The sequence below is a fragment of the Mycobacterium sp. 1081908.1 genome, from assembly GCF_001673535.1.
Lineage (GTDB): Bacteria > Actinomycetota > Actinomycetes > Mycobacteriales > Mycobacteriaceae > Mycobacterium.
Genome location: NZ_LZLY01000034.1, coordinates 79,263 through 97,548 on the forward strand (window position 1 = coordinate 79,263; position 18,286 = coordinate 97,548).

At 70.8% G+C, this 18,286-nt stretch carries 15 protein-coding genes; 6 read left to right on the forward strand and 9 right to left on the reverse strand.

From position 1 onward, the window contains the following. The first annotated feature begins 2 nt into the window (after window positions 1-2). Both aftC and msrB read left to right on the forward strand, forming a co-directional pair. Window positions 3-1,307, forward strand: a complete 1,305-nt coding sequence (aftC, locus tag A5655_RS05680) for an arabinofuranan 3-O-arabinosyltransferase (protein WP_067006501.1) — start codon at window positions 3-5, stop codon at window positions 1,305-1,307. Continuing rightward, on the forward strand, window positions 1,304-1,714 hold the full coding sequence (msrB, locus tag A5655_RS05685; RefSeq protein WP_067006504.1) for a peptide-methionine (R)-S-oxide reductase MsrB: 411 nt from the start codon (window positions 1,304-1,306) through the stop codon (window positions 1,712-1,714). Before aftC ends, msrB begins: the two co-directional genes overlap by 4 nt. 104 nt (window positions 1,715-1,818) lie before the next feature. Here the strand turns inward: msrB and A5655_RS05690 are convergent, their stop codons facing one another. Beyond that, window positions 1,819-3,309, reverse strand: coding sequence for a PE family protein (locus tag A5655_RS05690; RefSeq protein WP_067006507.1), 1,491 nt, complete (start codon window positions 3,307-3,309; stop codon window positions 1,819-1,821). Window positions 3,310-3,508: 199 nt separating this feature from the next. Between A5655_RS05690 and A5655_RS05695 the strand changes: the two genes are divergently transcribed. After that, on the forward strand, window positions 3,509-4,789 hold the full coding sequence (locus A5655_RS05695; RefSeq protein ID WP_067006654.1) for an amidohydrolase family protein: 1,281 nt from the start codon (window positions 3,509-3,511) through the stop codon (window positions 4,787-4,789). Here A5655_RS05695 and A5655_RS05700 read toward each other — a convergent pair. From A5655_RS05700 to hemE, 4 genes are read right to left on the reverse strand one after another with little or no spacing between them, the layout of a single operon-like run. Beyond that, window positions 4,786-5,535, reverse strand: a complete 750-nt coding sequence (locus A5655_RS05700) for a class I SAM-dependent methyltransferase (RefSeq protein ID WP_067006509.1) — start codon at window positions 5,533-5,535, stop codon at window positions 4,786-4,788. The two genes, A5655_RS05695 and A5655_RS05700, sit on opposite strands and share 4 nt — an antisense overlap. After that, entirely contained in the window at window positions 5,532-6,227 is a 696-nt protein-coding gene (hemQ, locus tag A5655_RS05705; RefSeq protein WP_067006512.1) for a hydrogen peroxide-dependent heme synthase, read from the reverse strand. Before hemQ ends, A5655_RS05700 begins: the two co-directional genes overlap by 4 nt. 5 nt (window positions 6,228-6,232) lie before the next feature. Beyond that, window positions 6,233-7,588: a protoporphyrinogen oxidase gene (locus tag A5655_RS05710; RefSeq protein WP_067006515.1), complete on the reverse strand. Its 1,356-nt coding sequence runs from the start codon at window positions 7,586-7,588 to the stop codon at window positions 6,233-6,235. Next, a complete protein-coding gene (gene hemE / locus A5655_RS05715; RefSeq protein WP_067006517.1) occupies window positions 7,585-8,658 on the reverse strand; it encodes a uroporphyrinogen decarboxylase in 1,074 nt (357 codons plus the stop codon). Before hemE ends, A5655_RS05710 begins: the two co-directional genes overlap by 4 nt. A 57-nt stretch (window positions 8,659-8,715) precedes the next feature. Here hemE and A5655_RS05720 point away from each other — a divergent pair, with 57 nt between their 5' ends. The 3 genes from A5655_RS05720 to A5655_RS05730 all read left to right on the forward strand — a co-directional run bounded on the left by A5655_RS05720 (window position 8,716) and on the right by A5655_RS05730 (window position 11,511). Beyond that, complete coding sequence (locus A5655_RS05720) at window positions 8,716-9,522, forward strand: enoyl-CoA hydratase/isomerase family protein (protein ID WP_067006520.1); 807 nt, start codon at window positions 8,716-8,718, stop codon at window positions 9,520-9,522. Window positions 9,523-9,620: 98 nt separating this feature from the next. Further along, entirely contained in the window at window positions 9,621-10,223 is a 603-nt protein-coding gene (locus A5655_RS05725; protein WP_156764718.1) for a DUF3000 domain-containing protein, read from the forward strand. A gap of 1 nt (window position 10,224) precedes the next feature. Next, a complete protein-coding gene (locus A5655_RS05730; protein ID WP_067006526.1) occupies window positions 10,225-11,511 on the forward strand; it encodes a ribonuclease D in 1,287 nt (428 codons plus the stop codon). On the opposite strand, the gene dxs is transcribed toward A5655_RS05730, so the two are convergent. The 4 genes from dxs to A5655_RS05750 form a co-directional block, all read right to left on the reverse strand. Further along, entirely contained in the window at window positions 11,508-13,421 is a 1,914-nt protein-coding gene (dxs, locus tag A5655_RS05735; RefSeq protein WP_067006531.1) for a 1-deoxy-D-xylulose-5-phosphate synthase, read from the reverse strand. The genes A5655_RS05730 and dxs overlap by 4 nt on opposite strands. A gap of 48 nt (window positions 13,422-13,469) precedes the next feature. Next, a complete protein-coding gene (locus A5655_RS05740; protein ID WP_197508604.1) occupies window positions 13,470-14,933 on the reverse strand; it encodes a cation:proton antiporter in 1,464 nt (487 codons plus the stop codon). 111 nt (window positions 14,934-15,044) lie between these two features. Continuing rightward, window positions 15,045-16,262, reverse strand: coding sequence for a class I SAM-dependent RNA methyltransferase (locus tag A5655_RS05745; protein WP_067006657.1), 1,218 nt, complete (start codon window positions 16,260-16,262; stop codon window positions 15,045-15,047). Next, window positions 16,259-18,253, reverse strand: a complete 1,995-nt coding sequence (locus A5655_RS05750; protein ID WP_067006537.1) for an APC family permease — start codon at window positions 18,251-18,253, stop codon at window positions 16,259-16,261. The genes A5655_RS05745 and A5655_RS05750 overlap by 4 nt, the downstream gene beginning before the upstream one ends. Between the last annotated feature and the right edge of the window lie 33 nt (window positions 18,254-18,286).

Below are 18,286 nucleotides of genomic sequence, written 5' to 3' on the forward strand. Positions count from 1 at the left end.
CTTTGCGCTTCGTGACCGCAGCTGACTCGACCCGAACCGGCCTGCGCGATTCGCTGCTGGCCGCGTTTCGTCCCCGCACCGGCGCACCGGGCACCGCGACGATCGTGCGGTCGGTGTTGTGGCCATTGGCCGTCATGTCGGTGCTGCACCGCAGCATCGTGCTCACGCTCAACGGCAACATCACCGACGATTTCAAGCCGGTCTATCGGGCGGTGCTGAACTTCCGGCGCGGCTGGGACATCTACAACGAGCACTTCGACTATGTCGACCCGCACTACCTGTACCCGCCCGGCGGCACGTTGTTGATGGCGCCCTTCGGCTACCTGTCCTTCACGCCGTCGCGGTATCTGTTCATCCTGATCAACACCGTCGCGATCCTGCTCGCCTGGTACCTGCTGCTGCGGTTGTTCAACTACACGCTGTCCTCGGTGGCCGCCCCCGCCCTGCTGTTGGCGATGTTCTGCACGGAATCCGTGACCAGCACGCTGGTGTTCACCAACATCAACGGCTGCGTGTTGCTCGCCGAGGTGCTCTTCCTGCGGTGGCTGCTGGACGGCCGGGTCGGCCATCAGTGGTGGGCGGGTGTGGCCATCGGGCTCACGCTGACGCTCAAACCCGTGCTGGCGCCGCTGCTGTTGCTGCCGCTGCTCAACCGCCAGTGGCGGGCGCTGGTGCCCGCGGTCGTCGTCCCGCTCGTCATCAACGCGGCCGCGTGGCCATTGGTCAGCGACCCGATGGACTTCGTCACCCGCACGCTGCCCTACATCGGGGGCGTGCGGGACTACTTCAACAGCTCGATCGAGGGCAACGGCGTGTACTTCGGGCTGCCCACCTGGCTGATCGTGTTCCTGCGGGTCCTGTTCGTTCTGCTCACGATCGGCGCGCTGTGGCTGCTGTATCGCTACTACCGCACCCGCGACCCGCGGTTCTGGTACACCAACTCGTCGGGGGTGCTGCTGCTGTGTTCGTGGCTGGTGCTGCCGCTGGCCCAGGGCTACTACTCGATGATGCTGTTCCCCTTCTTGATGACGGTGGTGCTGCAGAACTCGCTGATCCGCAACTGGCCGGCCTGGCTGGGTGTCTACGGCTTCCTGGCGCTGGACGACTGGCTGATCTACCAACACATGCGCTACGGCCGCGCGCTGCACTACCTGAAGATCACCTACGGCTGGTCGTTGCTGCTGATCGTGGTGTTCACGGTGCTCTACTTCCGTTACCTGGACGCCAAGGCCGAGAACCGGCTGGACGACGGGATCGATCCTGCTTGGCTGTCGGTTGACCGTGAGCGCGCTAGCGTGGAGGCATGACGAGTCCGAAGGTGCAACTGTCCGACGACGAGTGGCGCCGAAAGCTGAACCCGCAGGAGTTCGAGGTGCTGCGCCGCGCCGGCACCGAGCGGCCGTTCACCGGTGAGTACACCGACACCAAGACCGAAGGCATCTACCAATGCCGGGCCTGCGGCGCCGAATTGTTCCGCAGCACAGAGAAATTCGAGTCGCATTGCGGCTGGCCGTCGTTCTTCGACCCGGCCAACTCCGACGCGGTGATCCTGCGCCCGGACCATTCGATGGGGACGACGCGCACCGAGGTGCTGTGCGCGAACTGCCACAGCCACCTGGGCCACGTGTTCGCCGGCGAGGGTTATCCGACGCCGACCGACCAGCGGTACTGCATCAACTCGATCTCGCTGCGGCTGGTGCCGACGGGCGCCTAGGGCGTTCGTCTTCTTCGAGATCGACGCTGGCGCGAAGAAGTGCGAGTGCCGCGCGCGCTAACGTCGATCTCGGCGTACGAAGGTACGCGGAAACGGCCCGGCTCCTACACCCCGTCCATCCCGGGCTGGCCGAACAGGCTCCCGCCCGCGCCACCGGCGCCCGGGGTGCCCGGGGTCGGGCCGCCGCCGGCGCTGCCGCCGTTGCCGCCGTTGCCGATCAGCACGGCGACGCCGCCGTGACCGCCGTTGCCCCCGGTGACGAGGCCCTGCCCGCCGGCGCCGCCGACCCCGCCGTTGCCGATCGGCCCGGCGTTGCCGCCGACCCCGCCGTTCCCGCCCGTGGTGTAGCCGAACCCGCCGATGCCGCCGGCCCCGCCGGAGCCGTTGAACCCGGCGCCGTTGCCGCCCGCGCCGCCGTCGCCGCCGGTGGTGGCGCCGACGCCGCCGCGGCCGCCGGCCCCGCCGGCGCCCTGGTAGGGATTGGAGTTGCCGCCGGCACCGCCGTCGCCGCCGTGTCCGGTGACGCCCGTGCCGCCGGCGCCGCCGAGGCCGCCGTTGCCGGAGATGCCGCCCGCGGTGCCGCCGTTGCCGCCGTTACCCCCGTTGCCCATGACGCCGGTGCCTCCCGCGCCGCCGATCCCGCCGCCGCCTTCGAACGGCCCGCCGGTACCGCCGTTGCCGCCGTTGCCGCCGTCGCCCGTGCTGCCGGTGCCCCCGGGTCCGCCGGGTCCGCCGTTGCCCCACAGCAGGCTGCCGCCGCCGGCCCCGCCGTTGCCGCCGGTCCCGCCGTCGCCGCCCGGTCCGCCGAACCCGCCGGAGCCAAGCAGCCCGCCGGTTCCGCCGGCGCCCCCGGTGCCGCCTATTCCATTGGGCCCCGCGGGACCGCCGGCGCCGCCGGCGCTGCCGTGGGTCTGATCGGGTCCGCCGAAGCCGAGTAGGCCGCCGGGCCCGCCGGGACCGCCGTTACCGCCCTGGGTGAGGCCGTATCCGCCGGTGCCGCCGGTGCCGCCGCCGCCGAACAGCAGCCCGGGCCCGCCGGCCCCGCCGTTACCGCCGGCGCCGGTCGGGCCGGCGCCGCCGGCGCCGCCCGGGCCGCCGACGCCGAACAAGCCGGCCGCCCCGCCGTTACCGCCCGGCGCTCCGGGGGCGGTGCTGTTGCCGCCGGCCCCGCCATTGCCGACCAATAGCCCGCCGGGGCCGCCGGGCTGTCCTATCCCGTTGACGGTGCCGCCGTTGGCGCCGTTGCCGATCAGCGGGCGCCCCAGCAGCGCCTGCGTGGGCGCGTTGACGGCGTCGAGCAGGCTCCCCTGCACGTTGGCGGCCTCGGCGCCGGCATACGCGGCCATGCCGGACGTCACGTTCTGCACGAACTGCGCGTGAAAGGCCGCGACCTGTGAGCTCAGGGCCTGGTATTCCTGCCCTTGGGCGGAAAACAGCGCCGCGACCGCCGCCGACACCTGATCGGCACCCGCCGCGACCACGCCCGTCGTCGCGGCCGCCGCGGCCGTGTTGGCCGAGCTGATCGCCGAACCGATCCCCGCCAAGTCGCCGGCCGCGGCCAGCACCGCGTCTGGAGCCGCGATCACGAACGACATGGGATACCTCCCCAATCCGGTGCGCCATGACCAACAAGTCATCTCCCCCGGCGCCGGTCACCAGCGAACGCAGCCTACGCGCTCCGGGGGCGCGGCATGCGGGGTTTGGCACGAACATCGACGTCAACGAACGCTTTCGCCGCTGTGTCCGGTGCGGTACCGTTGCGCCAACGGTAAGGGAATCGGGAAGCGGGCGAACATGATCAAAGACGACATGATCCTGATCAGCGTCGACGACCACATCGTCGAACCGCCGGACATGTTCTCCAACCACTTGCCCAAGAAGTACGCGGAAGAGGCGCCGCGGTTGGTGCACAACCCAGATGGCAGCGACAGCTGGCAGTTTCGCGATGTGGTGATTCCCAACGTGGCGCTCAATTCGGTGGCGGGTCGACCCAAGGAGGAGTACGGGCTCGAACCGCAGGGCCTCGACGAGATCCGGCCCGGGTGCTGGCAGGTCGACGAGCGGGTCAAGGACATGAACGCGGGCGGGATCTTCGCCTCGATCTGCTTTCCGACGTTTCCGGGGTTTGCCGGCCGGCTGTTCGCCACCGAGGACCACGACTTCGGCCTGGCCCTCTTGCGGGCCTACAACGACTGGCACGTCGAGGAGTGGTGCGGGGCGTACCCGGCGCGGTTCATCCCGATGTGCCTGCCGGTGATCTGGGACGCCGAGGCGTGCGCGGCCGAGGTGCGGCGCAACGCGGATCGCGGCGTGCACGCCCTGACATTCAGCGAAAACCCTTCGGTGCTGGGCTATCCCAGCTTTCACGACGACTACTGGACACCGCTGTGGAAGGCCTTGGTGGACACCGAGACGGTGATGAACGTGCACATCGGCTCGTCGGGAAAGCTGGCGGTCACCGCACCCGACGCGCCGATGGACGTGATGATCACGCTGCAGCCGATGAACATCGTGCAGGCCGCCGCGGATCTGCTGTGGTCGGCGCCGATCAAGAAGTACCCCGGCCTCAAGATCGCGCTGAGCGAGGGCGGCACCGGTTGGATCCCGTACTTCCTCGAGCGGGCCGACCGCACCTACGAGATGCACTCGGCGTGGACCAAGCAGGACTTCGGCGGCAAGCTGCCCAGCGAGGTGTTCCGCGAGCACTTCCTGACGTGCTTCATCAGCGACCACGTCGGGGTCCAGCTGCGACACCAAATCGGCATCGACAACATCGCGTGGGAGGCCGACTACCCGCACAGCGATTCGATGTGGCCCGGCGCGCCCGAGGAGCTCTGGGGTGTCCTGCGCGAGCACGACGTCCCGGATGCCGACATCGACAAGATGACGCACGAAAACGCCATGCGCTGGTACTCATTCGACCCGTTCGCCGACCATCCGCGCGAACAGGCCACGGTGGGCGCGCTGCGGCGGGCGGCGGAAGGCCACGACGTGTCCATTCGCGCGCTCAGCCATCACCAGAAGGGCGAGCGGGTTACCAACGCCCTGGCCGAGGCGACCCGCGGCAACAGCTAGTCCAGCCGGGTGGCGTGCACCTCCCAGAAGGGGGCGTGCACCCGGCCGTTGACCAACCACGGCTCCATCGCCCGGAACCGCTCCAGCATCGGCTGCGCCTGGTCGGCCATGTCGGGGTTTCGCGCGATCATCATGTCGATGGTCTCGGTGCTCATGTTGACCAGATAGGTCGTCGGACCCAGATAGGTGATCTCCCAGCCGGCGTCGGGAAACACCTGCCGAAAGTCGTTCTCGGACAACGACCGCATCATCTTGAAGCCGTTCACGTCGTGCTCGCCGAACTCGAACATGTACAGCCGCGCCCCGGGCCTGGTCGCGCGGTGCAGCGCCCGCGCGTAGGACCTCTGCATTTCGGGTTCGGTGCTGAAGACGTGGTAGAAGGCGCAGTCGACGACCGTGTCGAACCGGTCGTCGAACCCTTCCAGCTTGGTGGCGTCGGCCAGCTCGAAATTCACTGACACCCCGGCCTTTTGGGCGTTTTCGCGAGCCCGCTCCAGCGCGCCCGCCGACCCGTCGATGCCCGTCGCGGAGTAGCCCTTGGAGGCGTAGTAGATCGCGTGGTGCCCCGGGCCGGTGCCCGGGTCGAGCACCTCGCCCTTGACCGCGCCGAGCGCGACCAGCCGCTGGACCACCGGCTGCGGGCCGCCGATGTCCCACGGCGTGGCGGCCGGCAGGCCGTTCGACAGCCGGTCGTCGCGGTACATCTCCTCGAAGCGGGTGGGATCGGTCGGGTCGGGTGCGGTCATGGCAGCGCGCTCACCAACTGCTCGACCGGCACCCGCGGGCCGGTGAAGAACGGCGTCTCCGCCCGGGTGTGCCGGCGGGCGTCGGTGGCGCGCAGCTCGCGCATCAAGTCCACGATCCGGTCCAGCTCCGGGGCCTCGAACGCCAGGATCCATTCGTAGTCACCCAGCGCGAACGCCGGCACGGTGTTGGCGCGGACGTCGTTGTACTCGCGGGCGGCCATGCCGTGTTCGGCGAGCATCCGGCGGCGTTCCTCGTCGGGCAGCAGGTACCACTCGTAGGACCGCACGAACGGATACACGCAGATGTAGGCGCCGGGCTCCTCGCCGGCCAGAAACGCCGGGATGTGGCTCTTGTTGAACTCCGCGGGCCGGTGCAGCGCCACGCTGCTCCACACCGGCGAGCTGGCCCGGCCCAGCGCCGTGGCGCGGCGGAAGTCGGCGTAGGTCGCCTGCAGCGCTTCGACGCGTTCGGCGTGGGTCCAGATCATGAAGTCGGCGTCGGCGCGCAGGCCCGCCACGTCGTAGAGGCCGCGCACCACGACGCCGCGTTCCTCCTGCATCTTGAAAAAGGCGGCGGCGTCGTCGATGACGGCACCCCGGTCGTCGCCGAGCGCGCCGGGCCGCACCGAAAACACCGAGAACATCAGGTACCGAAGCTGCGAGTTCAGCGCCTCGTAATCGATTTTGGCCATGGAACCTATCGTGCCACTTCGGCCTGCAGTGCCTCGACCGCCCGGCCCGCCGCCCCGACGCAGGCCGGCACGCCGATGCCGTCGAGGTAGCTGCCGGCCACGGCGAGGGTCGGCGGCAGGCCGGCGCGCACCTCGGCGACCACGTCGGCGTGGCCGGGGCCGTACTGCGGCATGGCGTCGATCCAGCGCTGCACGCGGGCGTCGACGGGGTCGACGGTCAGCCCGAACACGTCGACCAGGTCGCTCAGCGCCCAGCCCAGCAAGTCGTCGTCGGGGGTGGTGGCCGCGACGTCGTCGCCGAACCGCCCGAACGACAGCCGCAGCAGCTCCGTGCCCCCGCGGGCGCCCCACTTGCGCGACGAGAGCGTGATCGCCTTGGCGCGCAAGGGCTCTCCGCTCGCGACGAGCACCCCGGAGCACTGCGGGAACGGGGTGTCGGCGGGCACCGCCAGCGCCACCACCGCCGACGACGCGCTCTCGATCCGGCGTGCCGCGGCCGCGCTGCGCGGGGCGACCTCGTCGAGCAGGGCCGCCAGCCGCGGGGCCGGAACGGCCAGGATCACGGCGTCGGCATGCCGGTGGGCGCCGGTGTCGTCGAGCAACGACCAGCCCGGCTCGGCGGGGTCGAGCCGCTCCACCGCGGCCCGGACCCAGCGCGGCCGGGCGCGCGCGACGAGCTCGTCGAGGAGCACCTGGTAGCCGCCGTCGATCGCCCCGAACACCGGCGCGCCCGTGGCCGGCGGCAGCGACTGACGGACGGCGTCGGTCAGGCTGGCCGCGCCGCGGTCGAGCGCCGCCGCCACGCCGGGGGCGGCCGCGCGCAGCCCGATCGTCGCCGCGGAGCCCGCGTACACCCCGCTCAGCAGGGGATCCACCGACCGCGCCACCACCTGCGGGCCGAACCGGTCGCCGACCAATTCGGCCACCGCGGGGTCGCCGCCGGGTTGCCAGCCCAGCGGGCGGGCGGGTTCGGCGTCGATGCGCGCCACGGTCGCCTCGTCGACCAAGCCCGCCACCGACGCCGCCGACGACGGGATGCCGACGACCGTGCCGGCGGGCAGCGGGTGCAGCTCGTGGCCGCTGTAGATCAGCGGCCGGGCGCCGGTGGTGCCGACCTGGCGCCCGGACAGGCCGAGCTCGGCCAGCAGTGCCGGCATCTCGGGGCGGCGAAGCACGAACGCCTCGGCGCCCAGGTCCATCGGACGCCCGCCGACCCGCTCGGTGCGCAGGATGCCGCCCAGCCGGTCGGCGGGATCGAACAGCGTGATCGTCGCGTCGTCCCCGACGGCCGCGCGCAGCCGGTACGCCGCCGTGAGCCCCGAAATCCCACCGCCCACAACACAATACGAGCGGGATGTCATAGCGAGTGGACCAGCGCAACCAGATCGGTCAGCACACCGGGGTCGGTCTCGGGCAGCACCCCGTGCCCGAGGTTGAAGACGTGGCCGGCCGCGCCGGCGTCCACGGCGCGCCGCCCGTCGTCGATGACGGCCCGCGCGGCGCGTTCCGCCACCGGCCAGCCCGCCAGCAGCACCACCGGGTCGAGGTTGCCCTGCAGCGCCGTGCCGGGCTCGACCCGGACGGCCGCGTCGGCCAGCGAGGTCCGCCAGTCCACCCCGACGACGGTGGACTGGCCGGGTTTCATGCCGCACTTCAGCGCCGCGGACATGGCGCCCAGCAGTTCGGCGGTCCCGACCCCGAAGTGGGTCATCGGCACGCCGTATTCGGACAGGGCCGCGAAAACCCTTGAGCTGTGCGGCAACACGTACCGGCGATAGTCGGCCAGCGACAGCGTCCCCGCCCACGAGTCGAACACCTGGATGGCGTCCACGCCGGCCTCGAGTTGCCCGCGCAGGAACGCGACGGTGAGGTCGGCGAGCTTCGACATCAGCGCGTGCCAGCTGGCCGGTTCGGCCAGCATCATCGCCTTGGTGCGCGCGTGGTTGCGGCTGGGGCCGCCCTCCACGAGGTAGGACGCCAGCGTGAACGGCGCACCGGCGAAGCCGATCAGCGGAACGTCGCCCAGCTCGCCGACGAGCAGCGAAACCGCCTCGCAGATCGGCTGGATCGCTTGGGGGTCAAGGGGTTTGAAGGCTTCGATGTCGGCGTCGGTGCGCACCGGGTGCGCGATCACCGGCCCGACGTCGGCGACGATGTCCAGCTCGATGCCCGCGGCCCGCAGCGGCACCACGATGTCGGAGAACAGGATCGCCGCGTCGACGCCGTGGCGGCGGATCGGCTGCAGCGTGATCTCGGCGGCCACCTCGGGCTCGAAGCAGGCCGCCAGCATGCTGTGCCGTTCGCGCAGCGCGCGGTATTCGGGCAGCGAGCGACCGGCCTGCCGCATGAACCACACCGGCAGCCGGCTGGGCTTGCGCCCGGTGACGGTGGCCAGGTACGGCGACTCGGGGAGGTCGCGACGCGTATTCATCGGCTTCAATGCTGCCACGGCGGCCCGCCGGCACCGCCGCTGCGTAACATCACGCCAATGCCGATCAGTTACGACGAGTTCCCCAGCCTGCGCTGCGAACCCAGCGAAAGCGGCGTGCTGACCCTGGTTCTGGACGCGCCGGGGCTGAATTCGGTCGGGCCTCAGATGCACCGCGACCTGGCCGACATCTGGCCGGTGATCGATCGCGATCCCGCCGTGCGCGTCGTGCTGGTCCGCGGCGAGGGCCGGGCCTTTTCGTCCGGCGGCAGTTTCGACCTGATCGACGAGACCATGAACGACTACGAGGGCCGGATCCGCATCATGCGCGAGGCCCGCGACATGGTGCTCAACATGGTCAACTTCGACAAGCCGGTGGTCTCGGCGATCCGCGGGCCCGCCGTCGGCGCGGGCCTGGTGGTGGCGCTGCTGGCCGACATCTCGGTGGCCGGCCGGACCGCCAAGCTCATCGACGGGCACACCAAGCTCGGGGTGGCCGCCGGCGACCACGCCGCGATCTGCTGGCCGCTGCTGGTCGGCATGGCCAAGGCCAAGTACTACCTGCTGACCTGCGAGACGCTGCTCGGCGAGGAGGCCGAGCGCATCGGCCTGGTCTCCACCTGCGTCGACGACGACGACGTCCTGGCCACCGCGACCCGCCTGGCCGAGGACCTGGCCCGCGGCGCGCAGGACGCGATCCGCTGGACCAAGCACAGCCTCAACCACTGGTACCGCATGTTCGGGCCCGCCTTCGAAACGTCGCTCGGCCTGGAATTCCTCAGTTTCAGCGGCCCCGACGTCCGCGAGGGCCTGGCCGCGCACCGGGAGAAGCGCCCGGCCCGATTCAACGGGGGAACGAAGCCCTGATCAGCCACGATGCCCTCCAGGGGGCCCAGATAATCCCTGGTAACGGCTTGGTCGCGACGGCCGCGAAACTCGGCGCGCCTGTTTTCCCGTGTCGGGTGATGGGTCTAGCGTCGAACGCTGTGAGCTCGACTGAACCGGCCCCATTCCGCGAGGCGGTCGCGGCGATGAACGCCGTCACCGTGCGGCCGGAGATCGAGCTGGGCCCGATCCGGCCGCCGCAGCGCCTGGCGCCCTACAGCTACGCCCTGGGCGCCGAGGTCAAGCACCCCGAGCTGGAGATCGTCCCGGAGCGATCCGAGGGCGACGCGTTCGGCCGGCTGATCCTGCTGTACGACCCGGACGGCGCCGACGCCTGGGACGGCACGATCCGGCTGGTCGCCTACATCCAGGCCGACCTGGATCCCAGCGAGGCCGTCGACCCGCTGCTGCCGGAGGTGGCGTGGAGCTGGCTGGTCGACGCGCTGGAGTCGCGCCTGGAGCACACCACGGCCCTGGGGGGCACCGTCACCGCCACCACCTCGGTGCGCTACGGCGACATCTCCGGACCACCCCGCGCCCACCAGCTGGAGCTGCGGGCCTCGTGGACGGCGACGACCCCCGCCGTCGGGGCCCACGTCGAGGCGTTTTGCGAGGTGCTCGAGCACGCCGCGGGCCTGCCGCCGTCCGGAGTCACCGACCTGAGCTCCCGGTCACGCGCCTGACATGGGCGAACCGGGGGCCCCCGGGCCCGACAGCATCGCGCCCGAAACAAGCCCGCCCGAAGCCACCCCGCTACTGCACCCCGCCGAGGGGGTTCCCGATCTCGCGGTGAGCATCCGCCAGATCGAGGCGGCGGCGCGACTGCTGGACCGCGGGCGCGGACCGTTCGCGGTGGACGCCGAGCGGGCGTCGGGCTTCCGCTACTCCAACCGGGCCTACCTGATCCAGATCCGGCGGGCCGGGGCCGGCACCGTGCTCATCGACCCGGTCAGCCACGGCGGCGACCCGCTGACCGCGCTGCGGCCGGTCGCCGAGGTACTGGGCTCCGACGAATGGATCCTGCACTCCGCGGATCAGGACCTGCCGTGCCTGGCCGAGGTCGGCATGCGGCCGCCGGCGCTCTACGACACCGAGCTCGCCGGCCGGCTGGCCGGCTTCGACCGGGTGAACCTGGCGACCATGGTGGAGCGGCTACTGGGCGTCGGACTGACCAAGGGGCACGGCGCCGCCGACTGGTCCAAACGCCCGCTGCCCGCCGACTGGCTCAACTACGCGGCCCTGGACGTGGAATTGCTCATCGACCTGCGCGTCGCGATCTCGGACGTCCTCGCCGAGCAGGGCAAGACCGGTTGGGCCACAGAGGAATTCGACTATCTGCGCGAGGTGGGCGCCAGGGACGTCGCGCCGGTCCCGCGGCGGGACCGCTGGCGCCGAACGTCGGGCATCCACCGGGTGCGCGACCGGCGGGGCCTCGCGGCGGTGCGCGAATTGTGGACGGCGCGCGACCGCATCGCCCAGCGTCGCGACATCGCGCCGCGGCGCGTGCTGCCGGATTCGGCCATCATCGACGCCGCGCTCGCCAACCCGAAAACCGTCGAGGACCTCGTCGCGCTGCCGGTGTTCGGCGGGCGCAACCAGCGCCGCAGCGCCGGGGTCTGGCTGGCGGCGCTGGAAGCGGCCCGCCAGACCCAGGATCCGCCCGACGAGGCCGAGGCCCCCAACGGGCCGCCGCCGCCGTCGCGGTGGAGCAGGCGCAAACCGGAGGCCGCGGCGCGGCTGGAGGCGGCCCGCGCCGCGCTGGGGCAGGTGTCGGAGCGGGTGCACGTCCCCACCGAAAACCTGGTCGCGCCCGATCTGGTGCGACGGCTGTGCTGGGACTGGGAACCGGCGCCCGACCCCGACGAGGCCGTCGACGCGTTTCTGCGCGCCGGGCAGGCGCGGGCGTGGCAGCGACAACTCGTGGATCCCGTTTTGGCCCGGGCGTTGCAGCCGCCCGAAGCCGGCGACTAGTCGAGGTGCTCCCGGATCTCGGCCTCGGTGACGGCGGCGCCCAGCGCCGCGACCCAGCCGGTGATGCGGCGGGCGATGTCCTGGTCGGTCAGCCCGAAGTCGGCGAGCACCTCACCGCGCGAGGCGTGGTCGTAGAAGCGCTGCGGCAGACCCACGTCGCGGCAGGGCGTGTCGATCTCGGCGCTCCGCAGCGCGGCCGACACGGCCGAGCCCACGCCGCCCTTGACGCCGTTGTCCTCGCACGTGACGACCAGCTTGTGCTGGGCCGCCATGTCCACGACGCCGTCGGACACCGGCAGCACCCAGCGCGGGTCGATCACCGTCACGCCGATGCCCTGGTTGTGCAGCCGCTTGGCCACCTGTAACGCCATCGGCACGAACGCGCCGACGCCGACGAGCAGCACGTCGTGGTTCAGCCCGGCGGCGGGCACCGCCAGCACGTCCACGCCGGAGCGCCGTTCGAGGGCCGGGATGTCTTCGCCCACATCGCCTTTGGGGAAGCGCAGCGCCGTCGGGCCGTCGTTGATGTCGAGGGCCTCGCCGAGCTCCTCGCGCAGCCGGGTCGCGTCGCGGGGCGCGGCCACCCGGATGCCCGGGACGATGTTCAACATCGACAGGTCCCACATGCCGTTGTGGCTGGCGCCGTCGTTGCCGGTGATCCCGGCCCGGTCGAGCACCATGGTGACGGGCAGCTTGTGCAGCGCCACGTCCATCATCACCTGGTCGAAGGCGCGGTTGAGGAAGGTCGAATAGATGGCCACCACCGGGTGCATGCCGCCCATGGCCAGGCCGGCCGCCGACGTCATCGCGTGCTGCTCGGCGATGCCGACGTCGAACAGGCGATCCGGGAACTGTTGGCCGAACGGAGTGAGGCCGGTGGGGCCGGGCATCGCCGCGGTGATCGCGACGATGTCGCGGCGCCTGCGCGCGTAGCCGATGAGCGCGTCGGAGAAGGTCGCCGTCCAGCCCGGCCCGGCGATCTTGGTGGCCTGGCCGGTGGCCGGGTCGATCACGCCGCACGAATGCATCTGCTCGGCCTCGTCGTCCTCGGCCGGCGCGTACCCCATGCCCTTGCGGGTCACGACGTGCACGATCACCGGGCGCCCGAAGCCGCGGGCGTGGCGCAGCGCCACCTCGACCGCGCGCTCGTCGTGCCCGTCGACCGGGCCGACGTACTTCAGGCCGAGGTCGGTGAACAGCAGCTGCGGCGACAGCGAGTCCTTGATGCCGGCCTTCACGCTGTGCATGAACCGGTAGGCGATCTGGCCGAACAAGGGAAACGAGCGCACCATGTCGCGGCCGCGCTCCAGCGCCTGCTCGTAGGCGGGCTGCAGCCGCAGCGTGGCCAGGTGGTCGGCGACGCCGCCGATGGTGGGGGCGTAGCTGCGGCCGTTGTCGTTGACGACGATGATCACCGGGCGGCGCGACGCGGCGATGTTGTTCAGCGCCTCCCAGCACATGCCGCCGGTGAGCGCGCCGTCGCCGACGACGGCCACCACGTGCCGGTTGCGGTGCCCGCTCAGCTCGAACGCCTTGGCCAGGCCGTCGGCGTAGGACAGCGCGGCGCTGGCGTGGCTGGACTCGACCCAGTCGTGTTCGCTCTCGGCGCGCGACGGATACCCCGACAGCCCACCCTTTTTGCGCAGGCTCTCGAAGTCGTGGGCGCGCCCGGTCAGCATCTTGTGGACGTAGGCCTGGTGGCCGGTGTCGAAGATGATCGGGTCGTGCGGCGAGTCGAACACCCGGTGCAGCGCCAGCGTCAGCTCGACGACGCCGAGGTTGGGCCCGAGATGCCCCCCGGTGGCAGCGACCTTGTGGATCAGGAACTCGCGAATCTCGGCTGCCAGATCGCGGAGCTGCTGTTGGGAGAGGTACTGCAGATCAGCGGGCCCGCGGATCTGTTCCAGCATCCCGTCAGTCTACGCAGCGGCCGCCCGATCACTAGTTGCGCAGCCGGCCTATGGCGGTCCGAAGAGTTCGGCCAGGGTGTCGTGCAGCTCGGGGTCCGCCAGGACGACGACCTCGTCGCCCGCCCGAAGTTCGGTGTCGCCCCGCACGGGCACCAGGCCGGTGGTCCGGACGACGATGCTCACCCAGATGTCACCGACACGGTCACCGAGCCCCTCGACGGTGCACCCCTCGCCGGCCGACCCCGGGGCAACGCTGAAGCGGTGGACACCCTCCGGTTCGTCGGCGAGCCGGACACCGATCTCCCATGGCCGGGTCTCCACGGTGCGCATGGGCAGCCGCAGCAGCCTTGCGAGGCCGGGCACCGAGCTGCCCTGCACCAGCACCGAGAAAATGACGACGACGACCACGATGCCGTAGAGGCGTTCGGCGTCCGCGACGTGGGCGGCCCGGAGCAATTCGCCGAGGAGTATCGGCACCGCGCCCTTGAGCCCGGCGGCGAGGACGAAGATGCGTTCGTTTCGCCGCAGTTGGACGGGAATCAGGCACGAGCCCACGGCCAACGGACGAATGACCAGTGTCAGCGCCACGCCCAGGAGGAGCCCGGGGATCCACACGTCGGGATGGGTAAGCACATTGAGGTCGACGGTCAAACCCAGAACGGCGAACGCGACGATTTCCGCCAGGCCGGCCAGGGCGGCGTGAAATCGTTTGATCTCCGGCTTGTAGGGCGCGCGGGCGTCGCCGATCACGATGCCGGCGACGAACACCGCCAGAAACCCCGAGCCGTGCGCGAGCGTGGCAATGCCGTACAGCATCAGGCAGGACGCCAGCGTTCGCAGCGGGTAGAGGCCTTCGCTGGGTAACGCAACGCGACGCATGAAGACGAGCAGGGCCTGGCCGCCGATCACCCCGACCGCCAGCCCGATCGCCATCTGCAGCACGAATTGTGTTCCCACACTGGCGAATCCGGCCACGCTGAGACCACCGGCGGCGATCAGGCTCGACATCAAGGAGATGCCGACCGGATCGTTGGCGCCCGACTCGCCTTCCAGGATCGTGCTGCTGCGGCCCCTGATCTCACGTTTGCCGAGGACGGAGAAAACCACGGCCGGATCGGTGGGGGCCACGGCCGTGGCCACCAGAACCGCCGGAAACCAGCCGATTCCGCACACGTAGTGCACCACCACCGCCGCCCCGGCGGCGGTGAGGGCGGTTCCCACGACGCCCACCGTCAGGATCGGGGCCGCCGCCGCGCGGAACCGCTTCGGCCCGATGTGCATGCCGCCGTCGAACAACACCAGCACCAGCGCGATGGTGATCACCCGCTCGACGGTCCGCTCGGACGGGGGCTGCACCACCGGCACGGTGCGCACCGCCACGGCGGCTCCGACCAGCACGAGCAAGGCCACCGGGACCTTCACCCGCTCGGTGAGACGGTTCGCCAGCACCGCGACCAAGCCGACCGCGCTGGAGAACAAGACGATTAGTGCGTAGCCAAGGCTTTCGCTCACGATTGCGGCAATCGCATCCGGCACCCGAGCCTTTCGGTTGGTCGACAAGGACATCTAAGGACCATCGCCGACCAGACTTCCCGGCACACCGCGACGGAGTCTAGCCGCTCGCTAAAGCGTCAGCAGAGCGATGCACTCCGTGTGGTGGGTCAGTGGGAACGCGTCGAACACCCTGATCTGCTCGACGGCGTAGCCATGGCCGCGATAGAGGCCGATGTCGCGCGCGAAAGACGCTGCCTCGCAGCCGATATGGACCACGCGCGGGACCCCGGCCGCGGCCAGCAGGTCGATGACGTCGCGCCCGGCGCCGGCCCGCGGCGGATCCAGCACCGCGACGTCCGCAGTGCCGCGCTGCGCCGTCAGCGCCCGGCGGACCGAGTCGGTGACGACGTCGACCTGCGGCAGGTCGGCCAGCGCGGTTCGCGCGCCCCGCGTCGCCGAGCGCGAGGTGTCGACGGTCATGACCCGCCCCGACTCCCCCACCGCGTCGGCGAGCGTCGCGGCGAAAACGCCGGCGCCGCCGTAGAGATCCCAGACGGTCATGCCGGCGGCGGGTTGCGCCCAGTCGGCGACCAGGCCGCTGTAGACCCCGGCCGCGTCCCGGTGCGCCTGCCAGAACGCGGTGACCGGAACGCGCCAGGCGCGCGCGCCCACCCGCTGCACCGCCTCGTAGCCGCCCTCCGCCACGGCGGTCGCGGTCTGCCCGCCCTGCCGCAGGGTGCGCACCACGTGGCGCTGGCCGTCGTCGTCGACGGCGACGTGCAGCTGCGCGCCCGCGGGCCAGTCGGCCCCGGACGAATCATGAGCCAGGCCGTCCAGCATCCCCGGCGGCAGCTGCGCGCAGCGCAGGTCGGTCACCAGCTCGTCGCTGTGGTAGCGGTGGAAGCCGGGCCGGCGATCCGCGCCCACGTCCAGCCGCACCCGGGTGCGCCAACCGGTGGGGCCGCCGTCCGACAGCGGCTCGGCGCCCCCCTCCGCGCCGCTCCACTGGTGCCCGCCCAGCCGCTGCAACTGATTGGCCACGACGTGGGCCTTGAGCGCGCGGGCCGCCCGCGGCGCGGCGAACGCCAGATCGCAGCAGCCGGCGCCGCCGACCCCGGCGATGGGACACAGCGAATCGACCCGGTCGGCCGACGGCTCGATCACCTCGACAACCTCTGCGTGCCAATAGGATCCGCGCTCGGCGGTGATGCGCGCCCGCACCCGTTCGCCGGGCAGCGCGTAGCGGACGAACACGACCCGGCCCTCGTGATGCGCCACGCAGCTGCCCCCGTTGGCCGGGGCGCCGGTCACCAGCGTCAATGTGTTGGGCTTCAACGCAGTGCTCAGTCGAAGATTCCACGTCGGGCGTCGCCGGGTGCGGCGTGCGGTTGGAGGGCCTTGAGGCGCTCCGACGAATTCAATTGCCACGGAACGGAAGTCACCATCACGTTGGGCATGAACAGCAACCTGCCCTTGAGCCGCAGCGCGCTCTGGTTGTGCAGCACCTGCTCCCACCAGTGGCCCACCACGTACTCGGGGATGAACACCGTCACCACGGTGCGCGGCGAGTCCTTGCTGATCCGCTTGACGTAATCGAGTATCGGGCGGGTGATTTCGCGATACGGCGAGGCGATGACCTTGAGCGGCACATTGATATCGCTTTCCTCCCACCGGTGCACCAGCTCGCGGGTCTCCGCGTCGTCGACGCTGACCGTGAGGGCCTCGAGCGTGTCCGGGCGGGTGGCGCGCGCGTAGGCCAGCGCGCGCAGCGTCGGCAGGTGCAGCTTCGACACCAGCACCAGGGCATGGTTGCGGCTCGGCAGGACGACGTCGTGCTGGGCGGCCTCCTGCTCCTCCAGCTCCCGGCTCACGGTGTGGTAGTGCTTGCGGATCAGCTTCATGATGATGAAGAGCAAACTCATCGCGAAGAGGGCGATCCACGCCCCGGCGAGGAACTTGGTGACCAGGACGACCAGTAACACCGCGCCGGTGGAAAGCAATCCGACCGTGTTCACCACCCGCGAGCGCATCATCTTGCGCCGCGCCCGGGGGTCGGTCTCGCTGCGCAGCAACCGGGTCCAGTGCCGGACCATGCCGATCTGGCTCAGGGTGAACGAGATGAACACGCCCACGATGTACAGCTGGATCAGCGCGGTGACCTCACCGCGGAACGCGATGATCGCCAGCAGCGCCGCCGCCGACAGGAACAGGATGCCGTTGGAGAACGCCAACCGGTCGCCGCGCGTGTGCAACTGGCGCGGCAGGTAACTGTGCTGCGCCAGAATCGAACCCAGCACCGGGAACCCGTTGAACGCGGTGTTGGCCGCCAGCACCAGGATCAGCGCGGTCACCGTGGCGATCAGCAGGAAGCCGATGTGGAAGCTGCCGAACACCGTCTCGGCCAGCTGTGTGACCAACGTCTTCTGGTAGTAGTTCGGCGGGGCGCCGGTCAGCTGCCGGGCCGGATCCTCGACGAGCTTGACCCCGATCTTCTCGGCCAGCACGATGATGCCCATCAGCAGGGTCACCGCGATGCCGCCCAGCAGCAGCAGGGTCGTGGCGGCGTTGCGCGACTTGGGTTTCTGAAACGCCGGCACCCCGTTGCTGATGGCCTCGACACCGGTCAGCGCCGCGCATCCCGACGAGAACGAGCGCGCCACCAGGAACGCCAAGGCGAACCCGACGACCTGGCCGTGCTCGGCATGCATCTGGAAACCGGCGGACTCCGCGCGCAGCGGGTTGCCCAGCACGAAGATCCGGAACAGACCCCAGCCGATCATCGCGAGGACCCCGAAGATGAACGCGTAGGTCGGGATGGCGAAAGCCAGCCCGGACTCGCGGACCCCGCGCAGGTTCAGGGCCATCACCAGCACGATGGCGAGGACGCAGAACAACACCTTGTGCTGGGCCACGACCGGCAGCGCCGAGCCGATGTTCGACATCGCCGACGCCGTCGAAACCGCAACGGTGAGAACGTAATCCACCATCAGGGCGCTCGCCACGACGAGGCCGGCGGTGTCGCCGAGGTTGGTGGTGACCACCTCGTAGTCGCCGCCGCCCGACGGATAGGCGTGCACGTTCTGCCGGTAGCTGGCCACCACGACCAGCATCACCGCCGCCACCGCAAGGCCGATCCAGGGCGTCAGCGCGTAGGCGGTGACCCCGGCCACCGAGAGCATCAGGAAGACTTCCTCCGGGGCGTAGGCCACCGAGGACAGGGCGTCGGAGGCGAACACCGGCAAGGCGATCCGCTTGGGCAGCAGCGTGTGACTCAGCCGGTCGCTGCGAAACGGCCGGCCGATGAGCAGCCGGCGCGCAGCGGTCGAAAGTTTGGACACGAGAGCCAAGAGTAAGCCCACCCGTGCTTGCTA